Source organism: Amycolatopsis roodepoortensis (genome assembly GCF_024628825.1).
In the GTDB taxonomy this organism is placed as follows: Bacteria; Actinomycetota; Actinomycetes; order Mycobacteriales; family Pseudonocardiaceae; genus Amycolatopsis; species Amycolatopsis roodepoortensis.
Window position 1 is genome coordinate 6543234 of the sequence record NZ_CP102415.1, and the last position, 15533, is coordinate 6558766.

Here is a 15533-nt window from a genome sequence, read left to right on the forward strand (position 1 = left end):
GCATCAGGGACGGATTTTTCATGTCAACGCAAAGCCCGGCCGCACCGGGCGGCGACAAACTCGACGCGGGCGTGCTCAAGATCGCAGGCGTCGTCATCCTCGGCGCGATCATGGCGATCCTCGACACGACGGTCGTCAACGTCGCGCTCCAGAAACTGACCATCGAGTTCCAGACCTCGTTCGACACCATCCAGTGGATCGCGACCGGCTACATGCTCGCGCTGGCGACGGTCATCCCGATCACCGGCTGGGCTTCGGACCGGTTCGGCACCAAACGGCTCTACATGACCGCGATCGGGCTGTTCCTGATCGGGTCGATGCTCGCCGGCATGGCCTGGGACGTCGAATCGCTGATCGTCTTCCGGGTCCTGCAGGGCTTCGGCGGCGGCATGCTGATGCCCGCCGGCATGACGATCCTGACCAGGGCCGCCGGGCCGCACCGGATCGGGCGCGTGATGGGCGTGCTCGGGGTGCCGATGCTGCTCGGGCCGATCGGCGGCCCGATCCTCGGCGGCTGGCTGGTCGACGCGGTGAGCTGGCGCTGGATCTTCTACATCAACGTGCCGATCGGCCTGATCACCATGGCCATGGCGTGGCGCCTGCTGCCGAAGGACCGGCCGGAGCCCAGCGAGCGGTTCGACTTCCTCGGCATGCTGATGGTCTCGCCCGGGCTGGCGGCGCTGATCTTCGGCGTTTCGAACATCCCGGCGGCGGGCGGTGTCGGCGCGGTGGACGTCTGGCTGCCCGCACTGGCCGGGATCGCGTTGCTGGTGGCGTTCGTGTTCCGGGCGAACCGGGTCACGAACCCGCTGCTCGACCTGAAACTGTTCAAGAACCGGTCGTTCTCCGTCGCCATGGTGACGATGACCTTCTTCTGCGTCGCGTTCTTCGGCGCGATGCTGCTCCTGCCGACGTATTTCGTGCTGGCGCGCGGCGAATCGGCGATGAACGCCGGTCTGCTGCTCGCCCCGCAGGGGGTCGGCGCGATGCTGACCATGCCGATCGCGGGCCGGTTCGCGGACAAGATCGGCGCGCGGAAGATCGTCCTGCCGGGTCTCGTACTGATGCTCGCCGGCCTGATCGCCTTCACCCAGATCACCGCGGCGACGCCGTACTGGCTGCTGCTTTCGGCGCTGTTCGTGATGGGGCTCGGCATGGGCGCGACGATGATGCCGATCACCTCGGCCGCCTTGCAGACGCTCAAGTCGGAGGACATGGCGAAGGCGTCGACTGCGACGAACATCCTGCAGCAGACCGCCGGGGCGATCGGTTCGGCGGTGCTGTCGATCATCCTGGCGGCGCTGCTCGCCGGGAAGTTCGGCGTGCCGACGGCGCAGGGGCAGCTGGCCGCGACGGCCGCGGTGATGAACCCGGCGACGCGCGAAGCGGCTTCGGGGCTGACGGCGGACGCGTTCTCGACGACGTTCCTGTGGTCGATGATCCTGCTCGCGCTGTGCCTGATCCCGGCGGCGTTCCTGCCGAAGACCAAGCCCGCGCTGCCCGAGGGCGCGGACGGTGAGGTCGCCCCGGCCCCGCCGATCATGACCCACTAGGCGCCGGAAGGGAGCAAGGGACCTTTGCTATCACTCGCTTAGCCAGGCTAAGTAAGCGGTAGCAAAGGTCCCTTGCTCTCTTTCCGCAGGTCAGCGGGTCAGGAGAGGCGCTCCAGCACCATCGCCATGCCCTGGCCCCCGCCGACGCACATCGTCTCGAGGCCGAACTGCTTGTCGTGGTGCTGAAGCGAGTTGATCAGCGTCGAGGTGATCCGCGCGCCGGTCATGCCGAACGGGTGGCCGACGGCGATCGCGCCGCCGTTGACGTTCAGCTTGTCGAGGTCGATCCCGAGGTCCTTGTACGACGGGATGACCTGCGCGGCGAACGCCTCGTTGATCTCGACGAGGTCGATGTCGCCGATCGACATCCCGGCGCGGGCGAGCGCCTGCTTCGACGCTTCGACCGGGCCGTAGCCCATGATCTCCGGCGACAGCCCGGAAACACCGGTGGAGACGACGCGGGCGAGCGGCGTCAGCCCCAGCTCGCGAGCCTTGGTGTCGGACATGACGATCACCGCGGCCGCGCCGTCGTTGAGCGGGCAGCAGTTGCCCGCGGTGATCCGGCCGTCGGGGCGGAAGACCGGCTTGAGGCCGGAGACGCCTTCGAGGGTGACGCCGGCACGCGGGCCGTCGTCCTTCGAGACCACGGTGCCGTCCGGCAGGGTCACCGGCGTGATGTCCTTCGCCCAGAAGCCGTCCGCGATGGCCTTCTCGGCGAGGTTCTGCGAGCGGACGCCAAACTCGTCCATCTCCTCACGCGAAACGTTCTTCAGCCGCGCCAGGTTCTCGGCGGTCTGGCCCATCGCGATGTAGACGTCCGGCAGGGCGCCGTTCTCGCGCGGGTCGGTCCAGCTGTCGGCGCCTTCGGCCGCCACCTGCGCGGTCCGGGCCTCGGCGTCGGCGAACAGCGGGTTGTGCGTGTTCGGCCACGAGTCCGAGCTTCCGTTGGCGAAGCGGGAAACCGTCTCGACACCGGCGGAGATGAACACGTCGCCTTCGCCCGCCTTGATCGCGTGCAGCGCCATGCGGGTGGTCTGGAGGCTGGACGAGCAGTACCGCGTGATCGTGCAGCCGGGCAGGTGGTCGTAGCCGAGTTCGACGGCGACCGCGCGGCCCATGTTGAAGCCCTGCTCGCCGCCGGGGAGACCACAGCCCAGCATGAGGTCTTCGATCTGCGTCGGGTCGAGTTCGGGGACCTTGTCGAGCGCGGCGCGGACCATCTGCGCGGCGAGGTCGTCCGGGCGGATGCTCACCAGCGATCCCTTGCCGGCGCGGCCGATCGGGGATCGGGCGGTGGAGACGATGACGGCTTCGGGCATGGAACGACACTCCCTTGTTCTCGATCCAGACACGCGCTAAGCGGTTGCTCACCTCGCATCCTCCACCGGAGTGAGGTGCGGGTCAAAGGCGAACGCGATCCACGCCACTCTTTTCCGGGGACACATCGTCGTGCGGAGTTGAGTGGGCACATCGCGACCTGCGGCGTTTAGGCTGTGGGAGTGGAATACGTCGAGCACATCGTGGACCTCGTGGGCAACACCCCTCTGGTCAAGCTGAACGCACTGGCCGAGGGGCTCCAGCCGCTCATCCTGGCCAAGGTCGAGTACGTCAACCCCGGCGGCAGCGTCAAGGACCGCATCGCGCTGCGGATGATCGAAGCCGCGGAGCGTTCCGGCGAGCTGAAGCCCGGCGGCACCATCGTCGAGCCGACCTCCGGCAACACCGGCGTCGGGCTGGCCATGGTGGCGCAGCGCAAGGGGTACAAGTGCGTGTTCGTCTGCCCGGACAAGGTCAGTGAGGACAAGCGCAACGTGCTCAAGGCCTACGGCGCCCGCGTCGTGGTCTGCCCGACCGCGGTGGCGCCGGAGCACCCGGACTCCTACTACAACGTCTCCGACCGCCTCGTGCGCGAGATCGAGGGCGCCTGGAAGCCGAACCAGTACGCCAACCCGGAGAACCCCGCCAGCCACTACCACTCGACCGGCCCGGAACTCTGGCGCCAGACCGAAGGCAAGATCACGCACTTCGTCGCGGGCGTCGGCACGGGCGGGACGATCTCGGGCACCGGCAAGTACCTCAAGGAGGTCAGCGACGGCCGCGTCCAGGTCATCGGCGCGGACCCCGAAGGCTCGGTGTACTCCGGCGGGACCGGGCGGCCGTACCTCGTCGAAGGCGTCGGCGAGGACTTCTGGCCGGACACCTACGACCGGAACATCGCCGACCGGATCATCGCGGTGTCGGACGCGGACTCGTTCGACATCACCCGTCGCCTCGCGCTCGAAGAGGGGCTGCTCGTCGGCGGTTCGTGCGGTATGGCCGTCGCCGCGGCGCTCAAGCTCGCCGAGGGCCTCGGCCCGGACGACGTCGTCGTCGTGCTCCTGCCCGACGGCGGCCGCGGCTACCTCACCAAGGTGTTCAACGACAGCTGGATGTCCTCCTACGGCTTCCTGCCGCCGGATTCCAGCGGCAGGACCGTCGGCGACGTCCTGACGAAGAAGAGCGGCTCGCTGCCCAGCCTGGTGCACAGTCACCCGAACGAGACCGTCGCCGAAGCGGTGGCGATCCTGTCCGAGTTCGGCGTCAGCCAGATGCCCGTGGTCAGCGCGGAACCGCCGGTCATGGCGGCCGAAGTCGTCGGCGCGGTCAACGAACGCGACCTCCTCGAGGCGCTCTTCACCGGAAAGGCCCAGCTGGCCGACCGGCTCGAGCAGCACATGTCGCCGCCGCTGCCGACCATCGGCGCCGGTGAACAGGTGAGTGTGGCGATGAACGCGCTCTCGGGCGCGGACGGCGCGCTGGTCCTGGTCGACGGCAAGCCGGCGGGTGTCGTCACCCGGCACGACCTGCTCGCGTTTCTCGCGGGACGGTAAAGAGGCATTTCATCGGATGGTCGGGCCGGGGCGTTACGAGCGGCCCGACCGGCTATCCGATAGCGTGTCGGGTGAGTTGAACTTTTATGTCCTCGTCAAGGGGGTTCAAGACCCAAATGAGTGCTCCGCAGCCACCGAATCAGCCTTGGGGTGGCGCCCAGCCACCGCAGGGACCCCCGAGTGGCCCCCAGCCGCAGCAAGACAACCCGTTCGGTTCCCCGGAACCGACCCAGGTGGTGCAGCCCGGCCAGCCCGCTCAGCCCGACTACGGGCAACCGCAGTACGGGCAGCAGCCCTCCTATGAGCAGCAGCCCCAGGGAGGCGGGTTCGGCGACACGCCGGAGCCCACGCAGGTCGTGCAGCCGGTCCAGCAGGGTTCCGGTGACGCGAACGCGACCCAGGTCGTGCAGCCGGTGAGCGGCGGCGGGGAAAGCCCCACCGCCGAGTCCACCCAGCTCGTGCCGCCGGGTTCGCAGCCGCCCGCCATCCCGTACGCCCCGCCGCCGAGCGCGGCCGACAACCCGGCCGCCGGTGCCTACGGCGCCCAGGGTGGCGGCTTCGGTCAGCAGCAGGGCTTCGGCCAGCCCCAGCAGGGCGGCTTCGACCCGTCGCAGGGTCAGCAGCAGCCTGGTTTCGGCCAGCCGCAGCAGGGCTTCGGCGGGCCGCCCCAGGGCGGCTTCGGCCAGCAGCCCGGTTTCGGCGGACCGCCGCAGGGCTACAGCCCCGCCGCCTCGGGCGGTGGCGGCGGGAACCCGATGTTCGGGTTCATCGCCGGTGGCGTCGTGGCGTTGCTCGGCCTGATCGCCTTGATCGTGTCGTTCGTCTACTTCGGTGACGCCAGCGACTATTCGAAGGTCTTCGACGGCGCTCCGAACCAGGAGCAGATCGAAAAGTTCCTGGACGAGGCCGGTGTGGTCGGTCCGGGGGCGACCTGGTTCTACGTGATCATGCTTCTGGTCGGGTCGCTCGTCTCCCTCGCCGGTGGCGTGGGGCTGGCCCTCGCGGGCAAGCTCCCCGGCACGGTGAAGAAGATCGCGCCGATCGTCGTCGCCGCCGGCGGTGCGCTGCTGGTGCTGTTCGGCGTCCTCCTGCTCAGCGGTTCGACCCCGTCGTCGGACTTCCTGGACAAGCTGCCGCCGTCCGCCAGGGAAGGCGCCGGCATCGGCGGTGGCCTGCTGCACCTGCTCCTCGGCATCGTGATCCTGATCGTGGGTGTGCTGGGCCTGATCCCGGCGACCGCGCAGTTCGTGGGCCTCGGTGGCGGCGGTTCGGTGCTGGGCGCCCCGCAGAGCGGCCAGCCCGGTGGTTTCGGCGGCCCGCCGCAGGGTGGCTTCGGCCAGCCGGGCCAGCCCGGTCAGTACGGCGGCCAGCCGCAGGGTGGCTTCGGTCAGCCCGGTCAGCCGTCTTCGGGTGGTTTCCCGCAGCAGGGACAGCAGCCCGGTGGTTTCGGGCAGCAGCCCGGCCAGCAGGGTCCGCCCAGCGGCGGCTTCGCCCAGCCGGGCCAGCAGCAGGGTGGCTTCGGCCAGGCTCCGCAGCAGCCCGGTGGTTTCGGGCAGCAGCCGGGTCAGCAGGGTCCGCCCAGCGGCGGTTTCGGCCAGCCGGGCCAGCAGCCCGGTCAGCCCCCGCAGCAGTGGTGATTCACCGCCACTGAACGGTTTCACTCGGAGCACCCCCGGCCCCCGGCCGGGGGTGTTTCGTTTTCGCCGGGGTATCCCCGATTCGCCTGCCACGGCCAGGTTCCGGCGGCTAGGGTGAGCGCCGTCAACCCACACCTGGCCGACGGGAGCGACGTGACCGGTCCGTACGGATATCCCGCACAGCAGCCCGGACCGGCTTACGGGTATCCCGCGCCGCAGGCCCGGCCCTCCGGGGCGACGGCGATCATCGCCGCGGTGCTCGGCCTCGTCGGTGCCCTCGCGTCGGGCTTCATCCCGATCCGCTACTTCATCGAGCTCCCGTCGGGGTTCAGCCTTTCGAATCTGCCGGGCTTCGCGCTCGTCGAGCTGGTGCTGTACCTGCTCGCCGCGTTGTTCCTGCTGATGGGCGCGTTGACGACGTTCTTCCGCTCGTTGGTCGGCGCCATCCTGCTGATCCTCGGTTCGCTGCTCGCCATCGTGGCCGTCGTGCTGGAACCGATCGCCTTCCGCGTGCCGTACCGGATCCACCTCGACATCCTGCTCCGGTTCGCGACCTTCGACGGCGTCCTCCGCCTGGCCATGGTCGTGTTCGGACTGCTCGCGCTGCTGGCGGCGGTCCTCCCGCCGACTTTCCGGTATCTGCGCTGGCGGCCCGTGCCGGTGCAGCCGTACCGGCCGCAGAACCAGTCCCCTCAGCAGGGCGGATGGTGAGATCCGGAGTACTTCTCGGGCAAGGAATTCGACAGGGGGAGACATGACCTACCAGCAATACCCGCCGCAGGGATACCCGGCACCGGGTGCCTATCCGCCGGGGCCGATGCGGCAGCCGAGCGGCGCGACCGCGATCATCGCCGGGATCCTCGCGATCCTCGGCGGGCTCTGGTTCCTCGCCGGGCTGGTGTCCCACATCATCGAGCTGTCCCACTACTTCATTTCGTTCCTGCTGATCGGGGCGGTGCTGGACCTCGTCAGCGCCGCCTTGCTCTTGGGCGGCGGGATCATGTTGCTTCTGCGCAAGCGGGCCGGACGGGTGCTCACCGTGATCGGAGCCGCGTCCGCGATCGGGTTCGTGGCGCTGACCTTCCTGCTCCGGGCGTTCGACGCGCATTTCCACTTCTCGTACGGCGGGGTGACCCTGTTCTTCGGCTTCGGCTGGCTCCTCTTCGTGGTCCTCATCCCGGCGATCGCGACCCTCGTGCTGGCGCTGGTCCCGCCGACGGCGCGCTGGCTGGCGGCCAAGCCGCAGGCCGGCTCCGCGCAGCCGCCGAACTTCGGATATCCGCCGCCACAGCCCGGATACCCGCCGGCCCCCGGTGCCCAGCAGCAGGGACAGCCGCCCGGGCAGTGGTGAGTTCGATCCCAGACGATGGGATCGCGCAGGGGTGGTCGTACCCTTGACGGTATGGCCGACGATTACTCTCTGCTGGGCTTCGAGACGCGCGCGATCCACGCCGGGCAGACCCCTGATCCCCGGACCGGCGCGGTCATCGTGCCGATCTACCAGACCTCGACTTACGCGCAGGACGGCGTCGGCGGCACGCGCGAAGGCGACTACGAGTACTCCCGCACCGCGAACCCCACGCGCACCGCGCTGGAGGTCGCGCTGGCGGCGCTCGAAGGCGCTCGGCACGGTCTGGCGTACGCGTCGGGGATGGCGGCCAGTGACGTCCTGCTGCGGGCGACCCTGCGGCCCGGAGACCACCTCGTGCTCGGCAACGACGCGTACGGCGGCACGTTCCGCCTGATCGACAAGGTGCTGAGCCTGTGGGGCGTCGAGCACACGGTCGCCGACCTGGGGAACATCGACGAGGTCCGCGCGGCGATCCGGCCGGAGACGAAGCTGATCTGGTGCGAGTCGCCGACGAACCCCATGCTGGGGATCGCCGACATCGCCGCGCTGGCCGAGGTCGCGCACGGCGCCGGCGCCCGCCTGGTCGTCGACAACACCTTCGCCACCCCGTACCTGCAGAACCCGCTTTCGCTGGGTGCCGACGTCGTCCTGCACTCGACGACCAAGTACCTCGGCGGGCACTCCGACGTCGTCGGCGGCGCGATCCTGACGAACGAGGACGAGCTGCGCGAGCAGCTGTTCTACCTGCGTAACGCGGCGGGCGCGGTGCCCGGCCCGTTCGACGCGTGGCTGACCCTGCGCGGGATCAAGACGCTCGCGCTGCGGATGGAGCGGCACAGCGACAACGCCGAACTGATCGCCCGGATGCTGCTGAAGCACCCGAAGGTCGAGCGCGTCTACTACCCGGGCCTGCCGGAGCACCCCGGCCACGAGGTCGCCTCGAAGCAGATGCGGCGCTTCGGCGGGATGATCTCGTTCACGCATATCGACGGAGAGCAGGCCGCGCTCGACGTCGCGTCGAAGACGAAGCTCTTCATCCTCGCCGAGTCGCTGGGCGGGATCGAATCGCTCATCGAGCACCCCGGCAAGATGACCCACGCGAGCACCGCCGGGTCCACCCTGGAGGTGCCGGACAACCTGCTGCGCCTGTCCGTCGGCATCGAGGACGGCAGCGACCTGGTCGACGATCTGGCCAAGGCCCTGGGCTGACCGCCGCCGAGCCCAGGGAGTGAGCAAGGGACCCTTGCTCCCACTCGCTTAGCCGAGCTAAGTAAGTGGGAGCAAAGGTCCCTTGCTCTTTTCGCGCTGGTCAGCGCGGTGTGGTGGGAGGAAGCGCCCGGTTAGGGGCGGTAGTTGCTGGGTGTGACGCCGCTCTTCGCGTCCGCTTCGTGCGAAGTCCCCTTCGGCACGGCTGGCAGCTCGGAGCCGTCGACGCAGCCGCCGACGAGTTCGATGTGGTTGTCGTGCCGGATGTACTGACCCGGATCCACGCAACCGGCGCGGTCGACCGTGTAGACGGCGGCGCCGGTCAGCAGCGCGGCCGAGGTGAGTGCCAGCACGACCGGGAGCATCCCGGCGGAACGGGTCGCCCGGACCCTGCCGATGTTCCCCCGTGCCATGTGCGCTCCCTGCTCGCCTTCGTCGCTGCCGTCAAGAGTACCCGGACCGTGAACTTGTCACGTGACGTATCCGTCAGGTGGCATCATCCGGCCGCGAAATCTCCCGGTCCTAAGTGGACGGTTGACCGGTGATCGCGGCGACCGCGAGTTCGCGTTCGGGCTCTCCGACGTCGGGCAGGGTGAACCGCAGCGCCCTGATGTGGCCGAGCAGTTCGGGGTCGGGCGCCACGTCGTGCTCGCGCAGGTAATAGGCGACCGCACCCGGCCAGTACCACCGGCCGTCCGTGCGGAAGTTCAACGGCACCAGCGGTTCCCTGTCGGGATCGAAGGCGTCGGCGTCGTAGCTCCGCGACGCAAGCACGACCGGCGCGGCGTCGAGATACGCCAGCACGCGTTCCCGCTCGGCCGGGGAAAGCGGCTCACGGTTCACCATCGGACGCCCGGACTCGTCGAGACCGTCGTAGACCCGCGGCGACTTCAGGGACTCCGGGGTCTCGGCGAGCGGAGTCGCCACCGCGGGCTCGGCCACCGGTGCGGCGTCGAGCCCGGCCACCGGTGCGGCGTCGAGCCCGGCCCGCTGGCGCAGCCACGGCGGGATGTTCTGTTCGGCGCGAGGGAAGAACCGCAGTTCGTCCTGGAAGCCGATCGGCGGGGGCGCCTGCCGCCACGGCGGCTCCACGTCCGCGAGGAAGTCCGTGCTGAGCACGGTCGCCGAACCGTAGACCAGGATCGCGCTCAGCCAGGTCCCGCGGCCGGGCTGGTACATGCCCGCCCGCAGATTCCCGAGCAATTGCACGGCTTCCGGGCTCGGCTGCGCCGGCCGCGGCAGACCGTCCTGACCGGTGACGAGCAGGTCGACCTCGACATGCCTGCCCGCCGCCCGGTACTCGACGCGCATCTGCTGCCAGCCGGGCGGCAACGGCGTGGCGAGGGCATGGCCGATCTGCCAGACGAGCTGCTGTTGCTGCTGCTGGTTCAACGGCACCGGTGGCTGGGTCATCTTCCCTCTTTCAGGCTTCCGGTCGCTGGTCAGGAGCCGTCGCCGGATTCGCCGGATTCGCCGGCCCGCAGCCGCAGCCAGTCCGGGATGTTCTCGGCCGCGCGCGGGAAGCGTCGAAGTTCGTCCGAGAAGGCCTCGGCGGGCGGCGGGTTCCGGAACTCCGGCTCCGCCGTGCCGTTGAAGTTGACCCTGAACGAACCCGGATGCCGCATTTCGAACACGGCGCCAAACCAGGTGCCCCCGACGGGGTTCGCGGCTCCTTCCCGCAGCTCGGCGAACAGGTCCGAGATCACCTCCGGCGGGGTCCACGGGGTGAGGGTTTCCGCCACCGATTGCACGATGGCGGCCGTCTCCCGGTGTTCGCCGATGGCGTTGTACTTGATCTGGACGTAGTCCCAGCCCGGAGGGAGCAGGAACTTCAGCTGATCGGCGATCTCGGTCAGGATCCGTTCCTGGTCGGCGTCACCGAACTTGGCCGGAATCGTCACGCCTGCTCAGCTCCTTCCTGCTGCTCTTCGAGCCGTGCCCGGTACCAGGCCGGAATGTTCTCCTCGTCGCGCGGGAACGCCTCGAGGTCGCGTTGGTAGACCACCGCCGGGACTGGAGGATCCCACAGCGGATCGAAGGTGAAGTTGTAATGGACGGCGAAGGAGCCGGGAGGGTCGAGGATGAGCCGCATGGCCAGCCAGGTGCCCTTCCCCGGTTCGTATAGGGCCTGACGCGATTCCTGGAGGGCCGCCCGGATGTCGGGCGGCTGCATCTGTGCGCTGCTGCCGTCCTCCATGATCACGGTGATCGCCAGCTCCTCGACCATCGTGGCCATGGTGGCTTTGAGGTCGATCCGCCGCCACCCCGCCGGCGCCTCCCGCAGCACGGCCGCGCCGATCTGCTGGACCAGCTGATCGGCCCGCTCCTGGTCAGACATTTGCCGGGGGCTCTGGCCGGAGGGGGGTGTGGGGGGCGACGGGGGCGGGGTTGGGGACATTCACGAAGCTCCTGAAGTTGTAGGTGCGGGTTCCGTCCGGTGCGATTCTCTCGGACATGGTGTGCCACCGGTCCGGGGTCTCCCCGACGGACGGTTCTTCGAGCCAGGTCCGCACCCTGCCGTGGTCACCACCGCGGGCTTCGGCCGTCCGGCGGTCGGTTTCCGAGTACGCCCAGTTGTGCTCGTCGCTCCCGCTGGTGTGGTTGTTCTGCGTATGCGCCTGGGGAGCGCCGGCCAGACGGCCGCCACCCGCGCCGGAGGCGTGGTCCCCGGTGTGGCCGCCTCGTGCGGGCAGGCCCGTGTCCGCGACGCCGATCGCGCCGATCCGGGTCATGACGCTCGTGTTCCCGCGTGGTCCCGCCTTGGTGGAGTAGTCGGGCTCGAACGAGACGGGGCTGTTGCCGTACTGGTCGGCGTGGTAGTTGAAATCGCCGATCTTGTACTTGACGCCCTTGAGCGGAAGGCCGTCGGGCCTGCCTGCCTGCGCGTCGTGCATCGTCTGCTTGTCGCCGGTCTCGGGGTTGATCCAGCGATTCTTGGGATCGTCCGGCCGGGTCTCGATATGGGTGAAGCGCGGCGGCACTTCGTTGTTGGTGTAGAAGGTCCCGTGCAGCACCTTGTTGCCGTTGGCGTCCGTCGAGAACACCTTGTACGCGGTGTTGGGATCGAGTTCCGACCGGGGCTTGTTGCTGAACGGGCCGTCGCCGTTCGCACTCGGATCCCAGCCCAGCACGGTTTCCGGCCTGGCGTTGGCGGGGGGATCGAAGTCATCCAGGTCCAGCATCGGTTTGCCGTTGCCGTCGGTACTGAACTCGAATCGGCCCTCGCCGGTGTGCACCCGGTAGTCGACGTCGGGGAGCAGGTGGTCCGTGTCCGGGTTCGCCAGCGAGTTGGTCGGATCGGACCCGATCCTGGTGTTCGGGACGTCGGCGTCGACATGCGTGATCTTGGGCGGCACGGAGTCGTCGGTGTAGATGGTCGACCGCCGGCCGGAGCTGTCGGTGACCTCGTACTTCGTGTTCGGGTCCAGCGGCCTCGGATTGCTGGGATCGTAGAACCGCTCGCCCGGCTGCAGGGTGACGTCCCGGCGAGGCGGGGTGTAGTCCGGCTCCTTCCAGCCGCCTTCGATCTCGTGCTGTGACGGGAAGTCCCGGCCGCGATCGCGGGCGCTGTCGGCGTCCACGTCCTGCTTGTCCGCGTGCGACGTGTCCGGGGTGAAGCCGTCGTCGCTCGCCCGGCGGGCGGTGCCGTCGGGGCTGTGGACGTCCCATTCGCCGTTCGGCGGGATCTTGGGCCGGGGGCGGCCGTCGGGGCCGATCTCGTAGTCGGACGAGAAGACGCGCCCGTTCGAGTCGGTCCACGCCGGCTTGCTCGGCGCCATCACCTCGGTGTCGAGCTCCCGCGACAGACGGCGCGCGAAATCGTTCGAGCCGGCGTCGCAGCCGATCAGGCGGATCGGGCGGCCGTCGTAATCCCCGTTGCGCCGCAGGATGTCCGCGAACTCTTCCGGGGTGTAGGTGCGGTTGCCGATCCGGGCGTGCCCGTCCGGCGTGACGTGCACGTCGACGGTGTAGCGGCCGTCCGGATCCGGCTGGACGCGGTGCGGCAGGTCGCCCATGTCCGAGTCGCCGCGGTGGTACGAGCTGCCCGCGGGGGTGCTCTCGGAATGCCGCTGGTTGACCTCGTCCGGTGTCAGCGGGCGATCCGGCTCGCCGTCGGCGCCGCGGTCGTGCGGCGTGCCGTCGGGGTTCCCGTTCGGGTCTTGGCGCGGTCCGCGCCCGTCGGGGCCGTGACCCTCCGGCGAACGCGGCGGCCCGGAGTGACCATCGGGGCCGCGGCCGCCCGGGCCGGTGTTGCCGGGGCCCGTGCCGCCGGGCCGGTTGCCCGGGCCGTGCGTGCCCGGTGAGCCGGTGTGCGGCTGGGCGCCGGGACCGAACTCGTTGCCCCGGGCGACCGGCTGCGGCTGATGCGGCTGGTTCGGCCGTCCGCCGGGACCGGTCTGGCCGGGACCGCGGCTGGGGCCGGTGTGGGGGTCCGGGGTGCGCGGGGCGTTCGTGTCCGGGGTGCGCGGCGAACCGGGCGTCCCCGTCCAGCCGCCGCCCTGCGGCCTGCCGCCGGGCGAACCCGGGGTGCCGCCAGGTGCGCCACCCGGAGCGCCTTGCGGCGGCATACCGCCGGCGATCGGCTGGCCCTGCGGCGGGACACCGTGCGAAGCGTCGCCACCGGGTCCGCTGCGCTGCGAAGGCATATGTGACGGGCCGGCGTCGCCGAGGCGCGGTGCCGTGGGGGCGGTGCCACTGGTCGTCGTTCCGCTGTCGGTCGGCCGGGTGGGGCTGCCGCCGTCGTTGCCGCCGTGGTGGCCGGGTGACGGGTCGGACCGAGGGGTGGGCGAGCCGCCGCCGTCGCCGCCGTGCGGTCGGGGCGAACCGCCGCCGTCGCCGGTGTGGCTCGGGGAGCCACCCGTGTCGGCGCGGGTGTGCGGAGCCGGGGAGCCGCTGTCGGGGGTGTGGCTGGGTGAGCCGCCGGTGTCGGCGCGCGTGTGCGGTGCGGGAGACCCGCTGTCCGGGGTGTGGCTCGGGGAGCCGCCGGTGTCCGCTCGTGTGTGCGGCGCGGGAGAGCCGGTGTCGGGGGTGTGGCTGGGTGAGCCACCGGTGTCGGCGCGGGTGTGTGGTGTGGGGGAGCCGGTGTCGGGGGTGTGGCTGGGTGAGCCGCCGGTGTCGGCGCGGGTGTGCGGCGTGGGAGACCCGCTGTCCGGGGTGTGGCTGGGCGAGCCGCCGGTGTCCGCTCGTGTGTGCGGCGTGGGGGAGCCGCCGGTGTCCGCGCGGTTCGGGCTGGGCGAGCCGCCATCGGACGTGCGGTTCGGGGTGGCGGAATCGCCGGGGGAACCACCGTCGGAACGGGCGGTGCTGGGGGAACCATCGCCGCCGGCGGAGTTTCCGTCCGAAGTGGACGGTCCGTCGCCGGCGCGGTTGGGGGAGCCGCCGTCGGAACGGGTGGACGAGCCGCCACCGTCACCACCGCGGGTGGTGTTGGACGGGGTGTCTCCGCTGGAACCGCCGTTCGAGCCGGAATCGGCCGAACCGCCGGTGTCGCCGGAGTTGCCGCCGGAACCGTCGTTCGGGCCGCTGTTGGTGTCGCCCGAGTTGCCCCCGGAGTTGTCACCGTTGGAGCCGCTGCCGGAACCCGAACCGTCGCCGGAGCCACTGCCGGAACCGTCGCCGGAGCCGCTACCGGAACCCGAACCGTCGCCGTCCGGCCCGTCGCCGGAGCCTGAGCCCGAGCCGCCGCCGGTCCCACCGGATCCGCCGCCGCTGCCGCCGCGCTGGATGAACCCGCCCGTTTTGATGTTCTTGGTGTTGATCACGTCCAGGCCGGTGACCTTGCCCGCGATCTTGCCGAAGATCTTGATGATCTTCTCGAAGACGTCGACCAGCTTGCCCAGCAGCGGCGAGACCCGCCGCATCGCGTCGCAGAGTTCCTTGAGCTTGTCGGCGATCTTCGCGGCCCACTTGGCGATCGCGGTGACGGCCTGCGCGACCACCACGGGCGTGCCGAAGCCGAGGGAGAACACCGTCTCCATGACCCACGCGATGAGCTTGCCGACCGCGTCCGCGATGAGCTGGCGGATGAACTCGCGGACGAACGCGACGATCTCGCCGAAGATCATCACGACGGTGCTGATCCCGCCGGCGACCGTCGCCGCCCCGCTGATCGCCTCCGCCTGCTCCGCGGCCTGCTTGCGGTACTGGTCGGCCGCGTCGCCCGTCCAGCCGGACGTGCCGTTCTTGACCGCGTTCGAGAATTCGACCTGGGTGTCTTCCAGTTTCTTGGCGACGTTGCCCCAGGTCTCGGAGTACGACTGGATGACCGGCGGATCACCGGCGACCGCGTCCAGCATGTCCTTCAGCGGCTGCATGTGTTCCATCAGGAACGACGCCACCGACGACATCAGGTAGCCGAACGGGTCGATCGCGGCGCTGGCCATCTCGCCGGCGAGGCTCAGGACGCCGAGCCCACCGCCGATCCAGTCGCCGTTCGAGATGCCGTTGAAGGCGTCCATGGCCGACTCGGCGACACCGATGCCCGCCGCGTAGCCGTACTCGCTGTTCCCGGCCGTCAGCGGTCCGGGGCCGTCGCCATCGGTCGGCGCGTTCGCGACGAGCGGGTTCCCCTCGGGCATCAGTCAGGCACCTGCACGTTCTTGAACTCGGCGGCGAAGTTCTCGTCCTGCGTCTGGTAGGCGTTCGACGCGGACCGCACGTTGTTCGCCACCGTCGTCGCGGCCTCGACGGCCTTGTTCAGCGCGTTGATGCCGAACTCCTCCACCGGGTCGAGCATCATCCGGAACGGCTGGCAGATGATGCCGTACGCGTCGGTCGGCATGCTCACCTGCTGCGCGGCGTCGACCGCCGTGCGCAGGCCGTCGGCGATGCCGTCGATCTGCTTGGCGTGCGCGTCGAGGTCGGCGCCGAGCTCATAACCCTTGCCTGCCATGGTTTCTCCCCTCTACCAGGCCGG

13 protein-coding genes are annotated in these 15533 nt (G+C 70.0%); 6 read left to right on the forward strand and 7 right to left on the reverse strand.

Annotated features, from left to right (window positions below):
- Positions 1 to 20: 20 nt before the first annotated feature.
- Positions 21 to 1553 carry a DHA2 family efflux MFS transporter permease subunit gene (locus NQK81_RS31370; protein ID WP_126736413.1) on the forward strand — a complete coding sequence of 511 codons (1533 nt, stop codon included), beginning with the start codon at positions 21 to 23 and terminating at the stop codon, positions 1551 to 1553.
- 98 nt (positions 1554 to 1651) lie between these two features.
- Here NQK81_RS31370 and NQK81_RS31375 read toward each other — a convergent pair whose 3' ends face one another.
- Positions 1652 to 2872, reverse strand: a complete 1221-nt coding sequence (locus NQK81_RS31375; protein ID WP_126736412.1) for an acetyl-CoA C-acetyltransferase — start codon at positions 2870 to 2872, stop codon at positions 1652 to 1654.
- Between the two features lie 180 nt (positions 2873 to 3052).
- On the opposite strand from NQK81_RS31375, the gene NQK81_RS31380 reads away from it, so the two are divergent.
- The 5 genes from NQK81_RS31380 to NQK81_RS31400 all read left to right on the forward strand — a co-directional run bounded on the left by NQK81_RS31380 (position 3053) and on the right by NQK81_RS31400 (position 8620).
- Entirely contained in the window at positions 3053 to 4423 is a 1371-nt protein-coding gene (locus tag NQK81_RS31380; RefSeq protein ID WP_257484377.1) for a cystathionine beta-synthase, read from the forward strand.
- Positions 4424 to 4656: 233 nt separating this feature from the next.
- Positions 4657 to 6060 (forward strand): hypothetical protein, encoded by a 1404-nt coding sequence (locus NQK81_RS31385; RefSeq protein ID WP_257484378.1) that lies wholly within the window; start codon positions 4657 to 4659, stop codon positions 6058 to 6060.
- A 153-nt stretch (positions 6061 to 6213) separates the two neighbouring features.
- Positions 6214 to 6771 carry a hypothetical protein gene (locus NQK81_RS31390; protein WP_257484379.1) on the forward strand — a complete coding sequence of 186 codons (558 nt, stop codon included), beginning with the start codon at positions 6214 to 6216 and terminating at the stop codon, positions 6769 to 6771.
- 43 nt (positions 6772 to 6814) lie between these two features.
- Positions 6815 to 7411 (forward strand): hypothetical protein, encoded by a 597-nt coding sequence (locus NQK81_RS31395; protein ID WP_257484380.1) that lies wholly within the window; start codon positions 6815 to 6817, stop codon positions 7409 to 7411.
- A gap of 51 nt (positions 7412 to 7462) precedes the next feature.
- A complete protein-coding gene (locus tag NQK81_RS31400) occupies positions 7463 to 8620 on the forward strand; it encodes a cystathionine gamma-synthase (protein ID WP_034305458.1) in 1158 nt (385 codons plus the stop codon).
- A gap of 131 nt (positions 8621 to 8751) precedes the next feature.
- Here NQK81_RS31400 and NQK81_RS31405 read toward each other — a convergent pair whose 3' ends face one another.
- The 6 genes from NQK81_RS31405 to NQK81_RS31430 all read right to left on the reverse strand — a co-directional run bounded on the left by NQK81_RS31405 (position 8752) and on the right by NQK81_RS31430 (position 15509).
- The gene (locus NQK81_RS31405; protein WP_126736407.1) at positions 8752 to 9030 is read right to left on the reverse strand and encodes a hypothetical protein; all 279 of its coding nucleotides are present in this window, start codon (positions 9028 to 9030) and stop codon (positions 8752 to 8754) included.
- A gap of 109 nt (positions 9031 to 9139) precedes the next feature.
- The gene (locus tag NQK81_RS31410) at positions 9140 to 10030 is read right to left on the reverse strand and encodes a ferredoxin (RefSeq protein WP_257484381.1); all 891 of its coding nucleotides are present in this window, start codon (positions 10028 to 10030) and stop codon (positions 9140 to 9142) included.
- Between the two features lie 29 nt (positions 10031 to 10059).
- Entirely contained in the window at positions 10060 to 10518 is a 459-nt protein-coding gene (locus NQK81_RS31415) for a hypothetical protein (RefSeq protein ID WP_257484382.1), read from the reverse strand.
- Positions 10515 to 10955: a hypothetical protein gene (locus tag NQK81_RS31420; RefSeq protein WP_125674055.1), complete on the reverse strand. Its 441-nt coding sequence runs from the start codon at positions 10953 to 10955 to the stop codon at positions 10515 to 10517. Before NQK81_RS31420 ends, NQK81_RS31415 begins: the two co-directional genes overlap by 4 nt.
- Positions 10948 to 15195 (reverse strand): DUF8616 domain-containing protein, encoded by a 4248-nt coding sequence (locus NQK81_RS31425; RefSeq protein ID WP_257484383.1) that lies wholly within the window; start codon positions 15193 to 15195, stop codon positions 10948 to 10950. The genes NQK81_RS31420 and NQK81_RS31425 overlap by 8 nt, the downstream gene beginning before the upstream one ends.
- Complete coding sequence (locus NQK81_RS31430) at positions 15195 to 15509, reverse strand: type VII secretion target (protein WP_126737519.1); 315 nt, start codon at positions 15507 to 15509, stop codon at positions 15195 to 15197. The genes NQK81_RS31425 and NQK81_RS31430 overlap by 1 nt, the downstream gene beginning before the upstream one ends.
- Positions 15510 to 15533 lie beyond the last annotated feature (24 nt).

Coding starts and splice junctions, on each gene's coding strand:
- NQK81_RS31425 (WP_257484383.1), bottom strand. CDS start 15,195: ATGCCCGAGGGGAACCCGCTCGTCGCGAACGCGCCGACCGATGGCGAC.
- NQK81_RS31430 (WP_126737519.1), bottom strand. CDS start 15,509: ATGGCAGGCAAGGGTTATGAGCTCGGCGCCGACCTCGACGCGCACGCC.
- NQK81_RS31370 (WP_126736413.1), top strand. CDS start 21: ATGTCAACGCAAAGCCCGGCCGCACCGGGCGGCGACAAACTCGACGCG.
- NQK81_RS31405 (WP_126736407.1), bottom strand. CDS start 9,030: ATGGCACGGGGGAACATCGGCAGGGTCCGGGCGACCCGTTCCGCCGGG.
- NQK81_RS31420 (WP_125674055.1), bottom strand. CDS start 10,955: ATGTCTGACCAGGAGCGGGCCGATCAGCTGGTCCAGCAGATCGGCGCG.
- NQK81_RS31395 (WP_257484380.1), top strand. CDS start 6,815: ATGACCTACCAGCAATACCCGCCGCAGGGATACCCGGCACCGGGTGCC.
- NQK81_RS31410 (WP_257484381.1), bottom strand. CDS start 10,030: ATGACCCAGCCACCGGTGCCGTTGAACCAGCAGCAGCAACAGCAGCTC.
- NQK81_RS31375 (WP_126736412.1), bottom strand. CDS start 2,872: ATGCCCGAAGCCGTCATCGTCTCCACCGCCCGATCCCCGATCGGCCGC.
- NQK81_RS31400 (WP_034305458.1), top strand. CDS start 7,463: ATGGCCGACGATTACTCTCTGCTGGGCTTCGAGACGCGCGCGATCCAC.